15 protein-coding genes are annotated in these 17,356 nt (G+C 35.4%); 2 read left to right on the top strand and 13 right to left on the bottom strand.

Going from position 1 to position 17,356, the window contains the following annotated elements; genetic code table 11:
* Window positions 1-2 precede the first annotated feature (2 nt).
* Both J3U73_RS05340 and J3U73_RS05345 read right to left on the bottom strand, forming a co-directional pair.
* Complete coding sequence (locus J3U73_RS05340; protein ID WP_267409788.1) at window positions 3-308, bottom strand: hypothetical protein; 306 nt, start codon at window positions 306-308, stop codon at window positions 3-5.
* Between the two features lie 14 nt (window positions 309-322).
* Window positions 323-2,158, bottom strand: coding sequence for a beta-glucoside-specific PTS transporter subunit IIABC (locus J3U73_RS05345; protein ID WP_267409789.1), 1,836 nt, complete (start codon window positions 2,156-2,158; stop codon window positions 323-325).
* Between the two features lie 156 nt (window positions 2,159-2,314).
* Here J3U73_RS05345 and J3U73_RS05350 point away from each other — a divergent pair, with 156 nt between their 5' ends.
* Entirely contained in the window at window positions 2,315-2,905 is a 591-nt protein-coding gene (locus J3U73_RS05350) for a TetR/AcrR family transcriptional regulator (protein ID WP_267409790.1), read from the top strand.
* 240 nt (window positions 2,906-3,145) lie between these two features.
* Here J3U73_RS05350 and J3U73_RS05355 read toward each other — a convergent pair whose 3' ends face one another.
* The 5 genes from J3U73_RS05355 to J3U73_RS05375 all read right to left on the bottom strand — a co-directional run bounded on the left by J3U73_RS05355 (window position 3,146) and on the right by J3U73_RS05375 (window position 9,505).
* The gene (locus tag J3U73_RS05355) at window positions 3,146-4,180 is read right to left on the bottom strand and encodes an aldose epimerase family protein (protein WP_267392343.1); all 1,035 of its coding nucleotides are present in this window, start codon (window positions 4,178-4,180) and stop codon (window positions 3,146-3,148) included.
* Window positions 4,181-4,312: 132 nt separating this feature from the next.
* Window positions 4,313-5,737: an L-arabinose isomerase gene (gene araA, locus J3U73_RS05360; RefSeq protein ID WP_103752331.1), complete on the bottom strand. Its 1,425-nt coding sequence runs from the start codon at window positions 5,735-5,737 to the stop codon at window positions 4,313-4,315.
* 38 nt (window positions 5,738-5,775) lie between these two features.
* Window positions 5,776-6,504, bottom strand: a complete 729-nt coding sequence (locus tag J3U73_RS05365; RefSeq protein ID WP_267409791.1) for an L-ribulose-5-phosphate 4-epimerase — start codon at window positions 6,502-6,504, stop codon at window positions 5,776-5,778.
* The gene (locus J3U73_RS05370) at window positions 6,505-8,109 is read right to left on the bottom strand and encodes a xylulokinase (protein WP_267410002.1); all 1,605 of its coding nucleotides are present in this window, start codon (window positions 8,107-8,109) and stop codon (window positions 6,505-6,507) included.
* Between the two features lie 7 nt (window positions 8,110-8,116).
* Window positions 8,117-9,505, bottom strand: coding sequence for a sugar porter family MFS transporter (locus J3U73_RS05375; protein WP_267392348.1), 1,389 nt, complete (start codon window positions 9,503-9,505; stop codon window positions 8,117-8,119).
* 377 nt (window positions 9,506-9,882) lie between these two features.
* Here J3U73_RS05375 and J3U73_RS05380 point away from each other — a divergent pair, with 377 nt between their 5' ends.
* Entirely contained in the window at window positions 9,883-10,962 is a 1,080-nt protein-coding gene (locus J3U73_RS05380) for a GntR family transcriptional regulator (protein ID WP_267392349.1), read from the top strand.
* A 137-nt stretch (window positions 10,963-11,099) separates the two neighbouring features.
* Here J3U73_RS05380 and J3U73_RS05385 read toward each other — a convergent pair whose 3' ends face one another.
* The 6 genes from J3U73_RS05385 to J3U73_RS05410 all read right to left on the bottom strand — a co-directional run bounded on the left by J3U73_RS05385 (window position 11,100) and on the right by J3U73_RS05410 (window position 17,240).
* Complete coding sequence (locus tag J3U73_RS05385) at window positions 11,100-11,495, bottom strand: DUF3021 family protein (protein WP_267409792.1); 396 nt, start codon at window positions 11,493-11,495, stop codon at window positions 11,100-11,102.
* Between the two features lies 1 nt (window position 11,496).
* Window positions 11,497-11,949, bottom strand: a complete 453-nt coding sequence (locus J3U73_RS05390) for a LytTR family DNA-binding domain-containing protein (protein ID WP_267409793.1) — start codon at window positions 11,947-11,949, stop codon at window positions 11,497-11,499.
* A gap of 231 nt (window positions 11,950-12,180) precedes the next feature.
* On the bottom strand, window positions 12,181-13,041 hold the full coding sequence (locus J3U73_RS05395) for an ABC transporter permease (protein WP_267409794.1): 861 nt from the start codon (window positions 13,039-13,041) through the stop codon (window positions 12,181-12,183).
* Window positions 13,041-13,895 (bottom strand): ABC transporter ATP-binding protein, encoded by an 855-nt coding sequence (locus tag J3U73_RS05400; RefSeq protein WP_267409795.1) that lies wholly within the window; start codon window positions 13,893-13,895, stop codon window positions 13,041-13,043. The genes J3U73_RS05395 and J3U73_RS05400 overlap by 1 nt, the downstream gene beginning before the upstream one ends.
* 175 nt (window positions 13,896-14,070) lie before the next feature.
* The gene (locus J3U73_RS05405) at window positions 14,071-15,648 is read right to left on the bottom strand and encodes an ATP-binding cassette domain-containing protein (RefSeq protein WP_267409796.1); all 1,578 of its coding nucleotides are present in this window, start codon (window positions 15,646-15,648) and stop codon (window positions 14,071-14,073) included.
* On the bottom strand, window positions 15,645-17,240 hold the full coding sequence (locus J3U73_RS05410) for an ATP-binding cassette domain-containing protein (RefSeq protein ID WP_267409797.1): 1,596 nt from the start codon (window positions 17,238-17,240) through the stop codon (window positions 15,645-15,647). Before J3U73_RS05410 ends, J3U73_RS05405 begins: the two co-directional genes overlap by 4 nt.
* Between the last annotated feature and the right edge of the window lie 116 nt (window positions 17,241-17,356).

Consider the following 17,356-nt stretch of genomic DNA (forward strand, 5'->3'; position numbering starts at 1 on the left):
TGCTATAGTTCCTTTCTAGTCAAATTGATTGTTTCAACATTTTTAATTGTCTGCATTGGAAAGTCTTGCATATCTTGTTTAAATTCATTACTTTGCATAAATTCATCATTAGAAGTCGAAAGTTGCTCTTCACTCTTTCCCTTAACTATGGCAACAATCCGATAGCAGTCATTTGCATCTGGCTTATTTTCTAAAAAGACTGAACAAGCTACAATATTAAATTTTCTTAAACTAACGATATGTCTTGACCACTGAACATTAAAATATTGTTCGGCATTGTCTTTTGATTTAATTATATATATTCTCATCTGATACACTATAGTTACTTCTTTTCTAGCTTAATAATGGGAGTTCCTTTAGTTACTTTTTGGTTAGCACTTACACAAGTTTGCGGTATTTGACCTTGATCATTTGTTATTACTATTATAACTATGGGATTATAACCGGCTTTTTTAACTGAATTAGACTCAAAATGAGCTATTTTTTGACCTTGGTCTACTTCTTGTCCTTGTTTAACAAAAGATGTAAAATATTTTCCCTTTAACTCAACTGTGTCAATTCCAAGATGAATCAGAATTTCAAGATTATCTGCAGTTTTGATTCCATAAGCATGCTTAGAAGGAAAAACTGCTGTAATTGTACCTGCAATCGGGGCATAAATATCGCCATTAGCTGAATTAATAGCTACGCCCTTACCCATCTTCTCAGTCGAAAATAGTGGATCATTAACATTAGCTAAAGGAACAATTTTTCCGTCAGTGGCACTAACTAGCGTCTCAGATTTACCATTTTTGACTTTCTTTTTTTGCCCATCTGTTCGAGCAAATACTAAAGATAATACAAATGAAACTGTAAACGAAATTACCATTGCAATTACAGCATTAAGTAAGTTTCTAAGTGTTTTAGCAAATAAAGCCAAAGCTAAAATACCAGGGCTTGCCATTGCAGTAGCTGTTACAAAAGTTATTCCGGCATATAAACCTCCAACAGCTCCACCAATAATTGCTGCATATAACGGCTTTTTGAGTTTCAAATTTACGCTATATAATAGTGGCTCAGTAATTCCTAGTAAAGCAGTTACTGAAGTAGAATATGCTGTAGACTTTAACTTTTGATTTTTGGCTCTAATGGCAACACCAAAGCCGGCACCGGCCTGAGCCATATTAGCCACCAAACCTGAAGGCGTCAAAAAGGAATCATAGCCAAAACGTGAAATTGATTGTAATGCTATTGGAAAAAGGGAATAATGAACACCCAGCATAACAAATAGTGGTGAAAAAGCTCCCAAGATGGTTGGTGCAAGCCAGGGAACGTGACTATTCATAAAGCCTATTGCCATACCAAGATAATCTCCTATATAAGCTCCTATTGGTCCTAAAATGATTAGGCCCAATACCGCATTGATAAAAATTGAAATAGTTGGTGTCAAAAACATACCAATTGTGGATGGAAGTTTTTGATTAAGAAACTTCTCTATTTTTGATTGTACGTAAACAATTAATAAAATTGGAATAACACTTGACGTGTAATTTACTGACCTAATTGGCAATCCAAATAACACGATTTTTGTTTGATTATTGATCATACCAAGAAAAGCAGGACTCAGCAAAACACCAGCCAAAGTAACTGAAATGAAGGGATTAGCCTTTAGCTTTTTAGCTGAAGTATAAGCTAACAAAACCGGAAGAAATTGAAAACTTGCGTCTGCAATTAAGGCCAATACTTGGTAATCTATACTTTTCTCAGAAAGCCAATTAAATGCTACAAAAATGGCAATTATTCCCTTAAGTAGTCCTCCACCAATTATGGCTGGCAATATCGGCGTAAAGCTACTGGAAATAAAATCGATTATGCTAGAAAAAATTCCTTCTTTGTTTTTAGTATGCTCATCTTTTTGCGGGCTTGTTTTTTCAGATAGCCCGGACATGAAGGCATCATAAACCCGAGGGACTTCGGTTCCAATTATTATTTGAAGCTGACCATTACTAAATAAAGCATCGACCACTCCTTCAATCTTTTTTATTTCGGCTAACTTAACTAGTTTAGTATCCTTAACATTAATTCGAAGGCGAGTTGAACAATGCGTTATTGCTTGAATGTTGGACTCGCCACCAATCAAAGTTTTAATTTGACTGACCATTTTGTTGATATGACTCATTTTTTACCTCTTTTCTTCTAACTTAGTTGTATCATTAAAACAAGGAGCGAAAAACCAGAAGAATGATGATAAAAGTTGTTTAATCAACTATAATAGTGCTTTCGTTGTTTAACTTAAAAAATCGACTTTATCCAAGTAGTGAAATGGGAAATAATAATGAACAAAACAGATTTACGAATTAAGAAAACAAAGATAATGATTGAGCGTGGGTTTGTGTCTTGCATTAAGCAAAAAACCTTTTCTAAAATTACAATTCTTGACTTAACAGATGCAATGATGATTAATAAATCGACTTTTTATAAATATTACGATGATAAATACGATTTACGACAGCATTTTATCGATAGCACCTTGGAGAACTTTTCACAGCGACTCGATCTTTCTTTTATGAATAAAAACTATGACTTAAAAAGATATGAGGCAGATCTTCCCAAGGCTTTATTACCAATTTATCATCATCGCGAATGGCTAAAAGTCATGTGGTCACCTAACTTAGAAGATGAAGTTTTTAACAAAATGCAAACAATCTTCGCCGAAAAATTTAAGGAAAATGTTTATTCATTGGATAAAGAATTAACCGTATATCATCAATTACAGGCTAACCTATTTGCTTCTTCGGCAATGCAAGTTATACTCTGGTGGATTGAGACAAACCCTTCCGCACCAGTTGATGAAATTGCCAATATCATCACACGTTGTTTACGTACTGGATCTTATTATGCTTTTGAAAAAAGAGCTAAATTATAGTCTTGACATGGACTTCGAAGTTAAAACAACTTTGAGACTTTTATTATGATCAAACTATCTTATAATCGTTTGTGCCATCTACATTAAAATAATCATGGTTAAAAAAGGACTAACACCAAGTTTATATCGGCGTTAGTCCTCAGCTAAGATCTATTGAATTATCCTAACTTTTGGAATTAACAATAGTTATTCAAATTAAAGGCAGCTTTTCCAAAATGTTTTAACTAAATTGCCTGCCCATTAATTACTAAAACTAAAAATAATCTTATGTGTTTTAGTTTCATTTGCCGGCAGAATAATATTACCAAAGTTACCGTGGTTTATCGCATCAGGCAAAACCTGCGCTTCTAACGCAACTGCTTCACTTGGCTGAGCAACAATCCCCTGATCGCGCACAAACTTGACTCCTGGTTGTTCTTGCGACATCGTATACATCACTAGACAGTTTGATTCACTAGTAATCTTAACTTGACGACCACTTTCTTTTTCACGCAGGATTGCTACTTCCTTCATTTCATTTTCTGGTCCATCAATAACAAATGCATCATCAAAACCAGCGTTTTCTCTAATTGCAGTAGCTAGGTTTTTAAATTCATGAAAATCATATGGGGTATTGGCGGTCAGTAACATTTTGCCTGTTGGAATCAACTGAGAATCTAGTTGTAAGTATTTCTGACTATTAATTTTAATTTCATGTGAATCTAGATTGGATGCATCACTTAAATTGAAGTAAACATGAATAGTTGGATTAAATAGTGTTGCCTTTCCACCATTAATTGCCTTTTCAGAAATTGTAACCTGATTTTGATTATTTAAAGTGTAAGTGATTGTCGCTTTAAAGTCGCCAGGAAAACCATCTGTGTTTTCATCGATTATCTTTTTGAAAATGACGCTAACGCTATCATCGGTCTGCTCTGTTGCTACTGACCAATTCAGAAAGCGAAAGCCGCCTTTACCACCATGGAGAGTATTTCCATTCTCATTTGTTGGTACTTGAACTTGCTTGTTGTTTAAAGTGAATTGACCTTTTTTAATTCGGCCAGCTACACGACCAATTCCCTGACAACAACAAAGTCCATTTGCATAATAATCAGCACAATGAGCAAAATTCATAATCAAATTTTTCTGTTGGCCATTTTCTTGTGGCACTAAAAACTCATACCAAGTTGCACCCATTGATAAGCACGAAATTGCAACACCATTGTCATTTTCCAAAGTTACCTTGGTAACATCGTGATCTTGATATTTTTCAAAAAATTCTTTAATTACCTTCATTTTTATTCTCCTGTTCTTTTTAGCAAAATACACTACTTCAACAAGATAATTGAAATAGTGTATTTAGATAAATATTTAATTGCTTTTCATGAAATATATAGGGATTTTATTCTTTGTACAGATTAGTTACTTCTAATTAATACTACATAAATCTACGCCGTATAGAGTAGCTAAATCTGTTATTTGCTCTTCAGTTGCTGCGAATGAGAAGACTGTATGGTGGCCACCACCAGCTTGAATCCATTGCTTTGAGCCATTTTCAAGGCCAACTTTTGGAGTCCATAATTGTTTAGCAACAGGTAAATGTGGTGTTTCTTTTTCAGCCTTATGGGCATCAACTGCATATGTAACTAACTTAAAGTTATTTCTAAAATCAGCTAAGGTGACATCGATTGCATCGCCTTCAGAGCCAGAAAAGACTAAACGTGCAGGATCTGCCTTACCACCAATATCTAGGGGATGAACTTCAACACGTGGTTTTTCTGAAGCAATCGAAGGATCAACTTCCAACATGTGTGAGCCTAAAATTGCTTGGTGACCTGGGCGCAAGTCTAACGTATAGTCTTCCATAAATGCAGTCTTTTGATTATGGGTCATAATCTTAATTGTCCGCAATAATGCAGCTGTCTTCCAGTCACCTTCACCGGCAAAGCCGTAACCATCGCGCATTAATAACTGGGCCGATAAGCCTTGAAGTTGTTCTAAACCGTGTAGGTCTTCAAAGTTGCTAGTAACAGCAGTATAGCCCCCACGTTCTAAGAAGCGTTTCATGGCAATATATTGTCTCAATTGATAGCGAACAGTCTTTTCATATGCGGCTTCATCCATTGAGCCCTGAACCATAATATAACGAGACTTTAAATCAGCATATTCATCATCAATTTCTGATTCTTTAACTTTAGCCATCTCATCAACTAAGTCGCCTACGCCATAGTAATCAACTGTCCAGCCTAATTGGATTTGAGCTTGAACCTTGTCGCCTTCAGTAACTGCAACGTCACGCATTGTATCGCCAAACCGGCAAACCTTTAAGTTAAATGACTCATCATAGGCAACAGCAACATCTTCCCAGTCAGCAATTTGTTTCATTACTTTTGGATCTTGCCAATGGCCATAAATAATCTTATTGTGCATTTGTAAACGGGCATTAATATAACCATATTCACGATCACCATGGGCACTTTGATTTAAGTTCATGTAGTCAAAATCAATGGTATCATAAGGAATATAATCTAAATATTGTGTTGCAAAGTGCAATAATGGTTTTTGTAAAAGTTTTGTGCCACGAATCCAGTTCTTTGCTGGTGAAAATGTGTGCATCCAAGTAATGACGCCAGCTACTTTATCTTCATAGTTAGCTTCTTTCATAAACTTGGTTATTTCATCCGCTGTAGTTAAAACTTGTTTGAAAACAATCTTATATGGCAAATTTCCATTTTTATTTAGGCCATCTGCAATCTTTTTAGCATCTTCTGCAACTTCCTTCAAGGTTTCTTCACCATATAAGTGTTGACTTCCAACTGCGAACCAAAATTCATATTTAGGTACTTCTAACATAATATAAACTCTCCTTTTTTAATCAAAATAATAAAATTTTACTTTCTTTTAGCATGTGTTTTTGATTGCGCATTATTCTGACCATAATATGCATTTTCTCCATGCTTACGGTAATAATGTTTATCTAATAAATACTGAGGAAGATGGCTATCGGACCTAGTTAATTGCAAGGTATGATAATCTTCTTCGGCAACAACTTCTAAAACTTTAGCATTGTAAACTGCCTTTGCCGGAGTTTCACCCCAACAAAACGGTCCATGCTGACTAACTAAACTCCCAGGAGTTGCTTCATAATCTAAATTTCGTTCATTAAAAGTGCGAACGATAGTCTTACCAGTGTTGCCCTCATAATCTTCTTCGATTTCTTCTTTAGTTAACGCATCTGCAGCTGGTACATCAGTGTAAAAAGTATCTGCATGCGTTGTATTAAGAGCAGGAATATCCATTTTAGCTGCCGCAAAGGCTACTGCCCACGGCGAATGGGTGTGCACAATACCACCAATTTTAGGAAAATGATTATATAAATACGTATGTGTTGGAGTGTCACTTGAAGGATTTAATTTACCTTCAACCACTTTACCCGTCAAATCAACTACTACAAGGTCTTCAGGTTGCAATTTATCATAATCCACGCCAGAAGGCTTAATGACAAATAATCCTTGATCGCGGTCTATTCCTGAAACATTGCCCCAGGTAAATGTAACCAAATCTAGTTTTGGTAACTGCATATTAGCTTCATATACTTCTTTTTTCAGTTGTTCCAGCATTTACTTCGCCTCATCACTCAAAACTTTTGCTTCATTTTCCAAAGGAAGTGCTAATTTATAGCGCTCAAGGTATTTAGCAGCACCCTTAACTCCTTCTGGCTCTGGACTCAGTGTCATAATTTCAGAATCAACAAAAACCTTAGTATCTAGGTAATCTTCTAATGGCTCGGACGCACCGGAAGCAACATATTGCGCAAGTACTGCCATACCCCAAGGTCCGCCAACACTAGCGTTAGTCATAACAGAGATTGGTAAGTTCAACATATTGGATAAAACTTGCTGCCCGATTACGGGAGTTTTAAATAGGCCACCTTGAGCAATCATGACATCAGTTGTAACATTTTCTTCATTAGTCAAAATGTCCATCCCAATTCTAAGTGGTGCATAGGCCGAATATAGCTGAGCCAGCATAAAGTTAGCCAATGTAAACTTACTATTAGGTGTTCTGACTAATAGCGGTCTGCCTTCTTGCGTCTTGGTAATTGGTTCCCCTGAGAAATAGCTGTAATTAACCATTCCTCCTGCATCGGGATCCGACTTAGTCGCGTCTAGAAATAAAGCGCTATATAGCTGATCGGCACTGATGTCAATTCCAACCCTTTCAGCAAATTCCTGGAAAAGTTGTGCCCATGCATTGATATCAGATGAACAATTATTGATATGCACCATGGCTACAGGCACCCCAGTCGGTGTTGTAACAAGATCGATGTCACGGTGAACTTTCTTAAGTGGCTTATCTAAGACAACCATCGAAAATTCAGAAGTTCCAACAGAAATATTACCTGTGCGCTTACGGACACTGTTAGTACTAATCATACCTGTTCCTGCATCGCCTTCAGGTGGTGCCATCACGCTTCCTGCTTGCAATGTCTGGGTTGGATCAAGTAAATTTGCCCCCTCTTTAGTTAAATGACCAGCAACTTCGCCTGCCTTTAATACATGTGGCAAAATTTGTTCAATCTTCCACGGGTACTTTTTTACTTTTTCTAAGGCACCAAACTTTTGTAAGCATTCCTGATCGAATTGACCATTCTTACCGATGGGAAACATCCCTGAGGCATCGCCTACACCGATGTTTTTTTCACCAGATAATTGCCAGTGAACATAACCTGCTAATGTTGTTAAATAAGCAATGTCTTTTACATGTTTCTCATCTTGCAAAATAGCATGATACAAGTGAGCAATGCTCCAGCGCAGCGGGATATTAAAATTAAACAATTTGGTTAGTTCACTTGCTGCGTCTCCAGTTATCGTATTTCGCCAAGTTCTGAAGGGAACTAGCAGCTTGTCATTTTGGTCAAAAGGCAAATATCCGTGCATCATTGCACTTACACCGATTGAACCAATATGTTCAATTTTGACATGATATTTACTGCTTACATTTGCAGCTAATTGTGCATAACTTTGTCTTAAGCCAGTTAAAATTTCTTTTTGTGAATATGTCCAAATTCCATCTTGCAGTGTGTTCTCCCAGAGATAACTACCTGATGCAATTGGCTGGAAATCAGTTGTAATTAATACTGCTTTTACTTGTGTTGAGCCAAATTCAATTCCAAGTGCTGTTTGACCTGATTTTATTAGTTGCACAATTTCTGAAATATTCAATTTCACTTTAGTCCTCCATCAGATCTTTTCCGTGATTCATTCCAATAGACTCAATTTGCTCTAATGTATATCCTTTGGTCTCCGGTACACAGAATTTAACGAATAAGACTCCTAAAATGCAGATAATGCCAAAGATTGCAAAAACCATTTCTTGAGACATTGAAGCCGTCATCATTGGAAACAGTAGACCTACAGCCCAAGATCCAATCCAGTTGACGGATGAGGCTAATCCAGAAGCACGTCCACGAATTGCCAATGGGAAAATTTCACCTACTAAAACCCAAGTTAAAGGTGCCCAAGTGAATGAGTAAAATGCAACATAGATACATAGAAAAACTACAATCATCATTGGATTTGCATGAGGATCTATACTATTAATAACGGAAGGAAGTAAAAAGGAAAGACCCATTACAGTTCCGCCTAGCATTAGTAAGGTTCTTCGCTTACATTTTTCAGCTATTGCTATATATACCAACGAACCAATCACTAAAATCACACCTTGAACGATTGGCCATAACAATGCTGAACTTGCAGCGTTTCCTGTTGCCTTTTCCACAATTAACGGAATGTAATAGAAGATTGCATTTGCTCCTTGAAATTGCTGAAAAGCTGCCACACCAACACCAGCAATAACCAAATAACGATATTTACTACTAAAAAGAGAACCCCAGGTCGTTGCTTCAGTTGCAGAATTTTCTTTTTGTGAAGCGGATTTTATATCATTAATTTCATCGGTAACTTCCTGTGGGTTTTTCCGAATACTTGAAAGAACTGCCTTAGCTTCTTGTTCCTGATTATTTTTTATTAAAAACCGAGGTGATTCTGGTAAACGTAGTACGCCACAAAACAAGATAATTGCGGGAACAGCGGCCAAGCCAAGCATTATTCTCCAACCCCAAGCTTGTGGAAGCCCTTTTAATAAGAAATCCATTATATAAGATAGCAACATTCCTGAAACAATCATTGTTTGATTCAAGCCTGAAAGACTACCTCTGGCGTTTGCAGGTGCCATTTCTGACATATATGCTGGAACCAAAGCCGAAGCCGCACCAACAGCTAGACCTAATAAGACTCTGACAATAATTAAATAAAGAGCCCCATTATTCGGAGCAACCATTGAAAGTAAAGCAAAAATTGCAAATACAATAGCTGAAGCCAAAATCATTTTGCGTCGTCCAAAACGATCAGAAAGCTGGCCAGCAACTGCTCCTCCAAAAATGGCTCCAAACATAACAGCTGAAGTTATCCAACCAACAACTGTTGCATTTGTTAAATGCCAATCTTTTTGAAGAAAAGGTAAAGCACCTGTCATAACTCCAATGTCATAACCAAATAAAATTCCACCAAATGAACCAAAGAAATAAATAAATCGACTAGAAATTTTATTCTTTTTCACTCATAGTACCTCCTTTTATCTAAAACTAGTTTTAATTTTCGCCTTCTCGAAAGCACTTTCATAATATGACTTTTATTTGTTATCTGCAATAGCTGTTGAAATTTATTCGAATAAATTTTATAATATTTATGTAAGTTAAGTGTTGATATTAAGGCATATTTTGTTATAAAGAAAAAATATTTGTTTTTTATGCTGTATTTTTCCAAAAATTCATCCCATAAAATGACTAATATTATAATTAATAGAAATGATTATGAAACTACTGTTATTTTTATACTAAAAAATTAGACTAATGAATTACAATTTTTATCTAATCTTTTATATCTAATTTGAGTAATGGCTTCTTTTATCAAACTATTTTTTTGGAGGTTTATATTTTGAAACGTGATTACATAGCCATTGTGGAGACTTTAAAAAATGAAATTACTTTTGGACATTATCAAGTTAATCAACAACTTCCTACTGAAAGTGAATTAATTAATCGCTTTCATTCGACAAGATATGCTGTTAGAAAAGCACTAACTGAGTTACAAAACGAGCATCTAATTTATAAAGTTCAGGGAAGTGGGATGTTTATCCAAGATTGGAACAAGAAGTGGCAAGTAAATCCTAAAAGTAAAACTATTGGTTTAATTTGTACACATATTGCAGACTACATTTTCCCCAAAATTATTTCTCAGATTGATACCGTTATTGATCCTAAAGGATATTCTCTTCTAATAGCTAACACTCATAATTATCCAAAAACTGAACGCTCTAATTTAATTAAAATGCTTGACTTACAAGTTGCTGGACTAATAGTTGAGCCAAGTGAGAGTGCAAAACCCTGTCAAAATTCTGATATTTATCAAAGGATTGCAAAAAGCAAGATTCCACTTTTATTCATTAATGCAGAATACCCAGAATTTAATTTCCCTGCAATCACTAATTCTGATCGTGAATCTGAAGAAGAATTAATCAATTACCTTTTACATAAAGGCCATAAAAATATATTAGGGATCTTTCAGACTGATGATCTCCAAGGTGTAGAACGTATGAAAGGCTTTATCCAGGCCTATCAGAATAATGATGCTAATTTGGCTAATAGCAATTTAATTATGTATAGTTCGCATGATTCATTCAGTATTATTAGTAAAAAGATTGACGATTATTTAAATAGCAGTCAGCCACCAACAGCAATTGCTTGTTACAACGATGAGCTGGCTCTACTAGTAACTGATAAACTTAAAAAGAAAAACATTAGAATTCCACAAGACATTTCGATTGTTGGCTTTGATAATTTTGACTCTGCAGCTTACTTAAATCCTAGTTTGACAACAATGAATTACCAGCGCACATCAGTTGGTGAAGAAGCTGGTAAGGGAATCTTAGCGCTAATCGATGGGAAAAAGTTTACTTCGGTTGTCCATCATCCACAATTAAAGCTACGTGACTCAGTTATTTCACTCAATAAGTAAATAATGTTTACAAATTGTAGCTTTAACTTTTGAATTAACAAAAAAGCAGACTCAACACTGAAAAATGTGCTTTGCCTGCTTTTTACGTTTGCCCAGTTTTAATTGGTGGTTGACCTTGCTCTTTTATTCTACTTTGTTTACGATTTATTGCTATTTCGCTTCTTAATTAGTTTATTAATTTTATGAACAGTATTTACCTGCATCAAGATTACAGCCGCCCAAACAATCAGGTAGATTAGCAAGAAAAGTGCAATTGTCACTTGGCTTAAAGCAAAATTACTAATTATCATCATTAGAATAAATAAGATAAAACTGCCCGCTAAGTGAATAATCAGCGCAATTGTAAAAGGCAGATCTGTTTCAAAAATCATCGACAAAAGGCCAATCAAACCTGACATGATGAAAACGGATATAAAACTAATTTGGGTGGGTGCAACCTTAGGATAGACAAAAGTTAAGATAGCTAAATAGCTGGTTGAACCAAAGCCAACTCCGGTTAAGAAATAACTAATACACTTTTTTAGTAGCTTCATTTTAAAGACCTACCTTTTTTTCTAATTCTGGCAAATAATGTCTTGAAACATCAGCTTTTAAGTTATTGGCTAGTTTAGCAACCATATTTCCCGCAAAGCCGACCTCAATTGACTCCAAATAATTTAAATTAATTAGACCATGGCGAGACACTCGAACAAAATCATCGTTCAAATTAGTTAGCACCTGATAGAGTCTCCCCTTAGCTTTAAAAACATTTTTGGTTGTGTAGTAGATTAATGTCGTTGTTTGAACTTCGATTTTGATAATTTCCCTTTGTTTAAGGGTGACAATGCGATCCTCAGTTTTAACAGGGATTAATGCGCGCTGACTTTCGTTAAACTTATTTAAATAACTGATCAATTTACTGACAGTTTCTGTTTCCTGCATAGCTTTAATGGCAACTTCAATTTCATCTTTGCTTAAAGTGGCATCGGTTTGAAATTTAATTTTCACTTATGCTTCACTTTCTTTCTATCTTGTAAGAATGACGATTTCATACTCTATTCATTACTTTGGTAGTTCAAATTTAAGAATACCCCAAAAATATCATATTTACACGTAAACAGTTAATTGTAAGCACCAAAATGTGCAAACCAAAACATAAGATAATAAATGAAAATTTTATATTACTAATGCTCACTTACTAACCAAGTTTTGACATTTCTAAAATAACCGGTTAATTCTTCAAACATTATTTTTACTTTTAGCAATTGTCAACGATAAAGCAATAATTATCACGGTCAAAAGTGCTGTCATCCCCAACAACATATAAGCATTATCCATTCTGGCTAACCGATAGCCATAAATTTTAAAAGAAACTCCAAGATAATTGAACATTTGGGTTCTTGCATTACCTGTTAAAAAATTGGGGCTTACTTTATCTAGTAATATACTTCTCAAAGCTGCAGCTTCATAACTACTTGGTATTAACTTGACTAAAGTTTGAGCATGAGTAGTCAGTGTTCCGTATGGCATATAAGTTGCTACTGCAAAACCTGCCGCTGCTCCAATGATAGATGATAGGCGACTAAAAGTAGTATAGGAGTGAATAAATAGCGTAATTACTCCGTTTACCAAGGTCGCGGAAATAGCACCCAGCAAAATAAACCCACTGCTTAACAAATATGCATTATTAGGAATACTAATTTTATCAACCGCTGTAAAATAAATGCTCATTATCGTAAAAGTAACTATTTGCATAATCAAACTAACAAAAATACTTGCTAAAATATAAGCAAAATTTCGCGTTGGCAGGGAAGTATCGGTCAGGCTCAAATCATCTGCTGTTCTTGTTTCTTTGTCCTTAACGAGCTGCCCTAACGCCTGAAAAGACGTGGTAATTCCCGCAATTGTCACAATACCTGCAAGCATCCACAAATCGAGGATTTCGGTAATATGCGGAATATTACCCCAAGATTTTTCTAGAGTTCTTTGCAAAAAGCCAATATAGATGAAGAATGAGATTAATGCCCCTAAGCAAGACATAATCACGCCGAAAATATTTCCAAAATAAATTCTAATGTTTCTTTGTAATAGAGCAAGCATCACTGTAACTCCTTTCCCGTAATTTTAATAAAGGCGTCATTGATTGATCCTTTACGATACTCAAAATCAGTTATTTCATCCAGATTTTGATTTAGGAAGCTCGTTACTTCTTTAAAAGACAAAGCATCAATTTCAACTAGGTTATTTTTATGGTGAATGACCGCATGATTTGTTTTCAGCTTCGCTTTATTCTTTATATTAACGAGTAATTTAGTAGGCGCATATTGCTTTTTTATTTCTTTAACTGTTCCACTGGCTAAGACATGCCCATTTTCCAAAATATACATTTGATCGGCACTTTCAGCTTCTTCGAGATAATGCGTCGTCAAGAAAATGGTTAGTCCTTGCTCTTTTTGCAGCTTTTGTAAGAGTTGCCAAATCACTAATCTTGTTTGTAAATCTAGCCCTGTGGTTGGCTCATCTAAAAACAAGATGTCGGGACGATTAACTAATGATCGGGCAATGTCCACTCTTCTTCTTTGACCACCAGACAATGTTCCGTATTTTTGGTGCAAGAATCTCCTAATCCCCATTAAGTTAATTAGTTCTTCGAGCCACTCTGATGAAAACTCTTTATACATTCTTGCCCTTAAATAGAGATTGGCTTTAACTGACAATTTATCATCTAAAACACTAGTCTGAAAAACTACACCTATTTTCAGGTTAGCTGCATAAGAAATAGTACCTGAGGTTGGCTTTAATAACCCAGTCAAGATATTAATCGTAGTTGATTTTCCTGCTCCATTTGTACCTAGAAAAGCAATGAGTTGTCCCTTACCAATTTTTAAATCAACCCCATTTAAAGCAGGACGATTACCGTAATTTTTAGTTAAATTGTGCGTTTCAATAAGCATAGTTTCTCCTTTCCGTAATCTCAATTATTAGAATACCGAGTTAGTGGAAGTAAATATCATTTTTTGCAACAACAGGTCAATATTCAAACATGAAAGGATATGATTTTGCTATGAAATTTTGAGAATAAAAAATAGAAGCAACTTAATGTTAAGCTGCTTCTACCTTTGGACCAAATTACTTACTTAACTGAATTTCGCGATCAAACAAGCCAGTGATTCGCTCGTCAAAGTTATGCGCAATAAAGATAATGGTGCTTGGCAGCTCGACTAATTTTTTTAAGATTGCCACTGTTGCCGTTTTATCAATCGCACTTGTGCCTTCATCAATGAGCAGAATATTACTGTCATGGATTTTGGAACGGGCCAAAATAATTTTTTGCCTTTGACCACCAGAAACATTTAACTTGTGCAGATTAATTTTAGTATCAAGGCCTGCATCAAATTTGGCTATATCTGGCGCTAAGCCAACATCCTCGACTGCATTTTCCACCAAACCATCTAACTTATCATCAAACATCGTAATATTGTTTTTTATCGTGCTAGGAAACAAAACGGGGTCTTGCGCAATATAACCAATTTTCGACAGGTCAGGTGTGACAACTCTACCCTGTTTGTCCATAAATTGAATTTTGCCTGAACTAGGCTGAATAATTCCTAAAAGCAACTTTAACAAGGTCGATTTACCAGTACCGCTATCACCCGTCAACAGAATTTTTTCGCCATAATTAATCTTGATATCAGGGAACTTTAGGGCTTCGCCATTTTCAAAATTAACTTCCAAGTTGTTCGTACATAATGAATATGGGGCATTTTGCGTGCTGTTATCAACCTCAATCGACGACGTAGCAGCGGTAATTTGTTTTCTTAGACTAGTTGTTCCTTTTATTAAACCAAAGTAGTAGGGCAAATACTTTATTCCAAAAGAAATATATGTGCTGAAACTACCAATAACCCCAACAGCCCCGAATGTAACTGAGCCCTTATTGATTAAAATACCTGTCCAGACATACAGAACTATAACCATGATTTGAGAAGCACTTCCGGTAATAATTGCCAAAATTTGCTGCTTTTTGGTCAAATTGAGATTTGCTCTTTCCAAATCTTTTGCGCCTTTGTGCATCACGTTGAATAATTTTTCACCGGCGAAATATCTTTCCAATTCAGCAATTCCACTAAGCCATTTCTCAATCAAGTCCAAGTATTGTTTGTTTTGACTTGATAATTTTTCTGTTGCTTTTTGAATCGGTTTATCCATTACCTTTGGTAGAAGTATTGAAACAGCAATCGAAATTAGTGTTAAAAAAAGCAAGCTCCAATGCATCGTTAAGAGTGCAATCGCCGTAAAGGCAGTATAACCCGTAAAATTGCAAATAAGCGGTATTAAATTAAAGTATTGGTCATTTACTGTGTTTAAATCATTAGTTAATCTATTCTCAACTTCTGAAACCTGATAATCTCTTTGATCACGGCATACATGATTAACAATCTTCTTTCGCAGTTCACCATTAAACTCTTGCACTTGTCTTGCGAGTAAATTATCCGAACCCATATCAAAAAAATATGAGAGCAGATATGCTAATAGCGTGACCAAAAGAATTATCAACCAGGCTCTAGAGTCGTGGTTATGAAGGGACGTAAGTTGCCACATGTTGAGATACGAAGCGGTAATTATCGCAACCGGATTCATTAAACTAAGAAAGATAATGAGGACAAAACGCAAGCGATTGGTCTGGTAAAAAGTTTTCAGATTCATTTTTTGCCTTCCTGGTTATTTACTAAATAAATATTTTTATCAAACAGCTGCTGAATTTCTGGCTGCAAGTTATGTGCAATTAGAACGATGGTTTTGTCAGTCGAAACCAAATACTCAATAATTTTCTTGGTTGCTTTGCTATCTATAGCACTGGTTGCTTCATCCATTAAAACAAAGTTATTATCAAAGACTTCTTCACGAGCCAAGATCACCTTTTGTCGTTGACCACCAGATAAATTATCTTGATCCAAATCAACTACTGTTTCAACACCCGCAGGGAATCTCATCACATCGGCTTCTAACTGAACCTTATTTAACAATTGTGGTACTTTGGTAAAAAGTTCATGATGAAACATCACAATGTTATCAGCAATCGTGCCCGGAAACAGTTTCGGGTCTTGCGCCAAATAGCCAATTTGCTTTAAATCCGGGGTGATTTGATCGCCAGCATCATTTTTATAGATAATTTCACCGCGATAAGGTTTAATTTCACCTAAAATGGCTTTCAATAAAGTTGACTTACCTGTACCACTGTCGCCTGTGAGTAAAATTTTTTCACCTTTGTTAATCGTAAAATTGGGATAGGCAATTTCTGGGCTATGGTCGTATTTAAGTACCAAATTTTTAACTTCAATCTGACTTATCAGTTCAGCTGAAGAACTTTTATCTTTTTCAACCCCTGCAATTATTTTTTGCGTGTTTTCATTAATTGTCTTAGTTGATTTAAGCTTAACCATGGCGACTGTAATTGCTGAGACGGCCGAGAATATGCTATAGGCAAACGAAGTCGCAGCTAATACCGTACCAATTTTAATCTGACCTAAAAGGAACAAAATACCTGCCAAAAAAGCAATTGAAAGCTGACCAATCGTGTTGCCAAAGCCATTAACAGTATTTGAAAATGTTCTTGTTTTAGTCTGATGAACCTTTGACTTTTCCAACTGTTCACCATACTTTGCCAGTTCCCGATTAAGTATTGAAACAGCATGGTAGCGCCGCAATTCATTCAAGCCACTAATCCAGTCTCCAATCACAGTCAAAAAAGAACCATTATTTTGAGCCACTTGCGTACTAGCTTGAGAAGTCTTTTTTTGCATTACTTTGGGCAAATACAAATTAATCAAAACGAGAATCCCAGTTAATAAGACAAATGTCCAGTCTAAGTTGAAAAGAGCCCCAACGGACAATAGAATGATTAAAAAATTGCTGACAATATCTATCCAAGGCAGAGCATAATCTATCGTTAAAATGTCGAGATTATTTTGCAAATTATTTTGCATTTGTGCCACGTTCAAGTCATTTTCAGCATAAAAATGGCTAACCATTTTTGATCTCAATTTATCAATATAGTCTTGAATTTGTTGGTTAAACAAGTATGTCGCCAAAGGCAAAATAATAATCCCGAGAAAAGCAGGTATGAATTCAAAGACCTGCCACTTAATATATTCTGATAAATTTCCAGCTCCTAAAGCATTGACAGCGAATTGAAACAAGTAAAAGTCAATTGTCCCGGTAATTGCATAAACAAAATATAATAAAAGGACAAAAGTTGCACGTTTTCGGTTGATTTTGAATAAACCAGATAAATTCATAAGCAATGTTCTTTCTTGTACAAGTTAAAGTTGTTATTCATCTTTATTAAAATAAAATTATAATATAATTAACGAGGCAAAATGTCAATCTAATTAAATAGCTAAAGATAGTAAGC

It is taken from the genome of Lactobacillus sp. B4005 (genome assembly GCF_026536045.1).
In the GTDB taxonomy this organism is placed as follows: Bacteria; Bacillota; Bacilli; order Lactobacillales; family Lactobacillaceae; genus Lactobacillus; species Lactobacillus panisapium.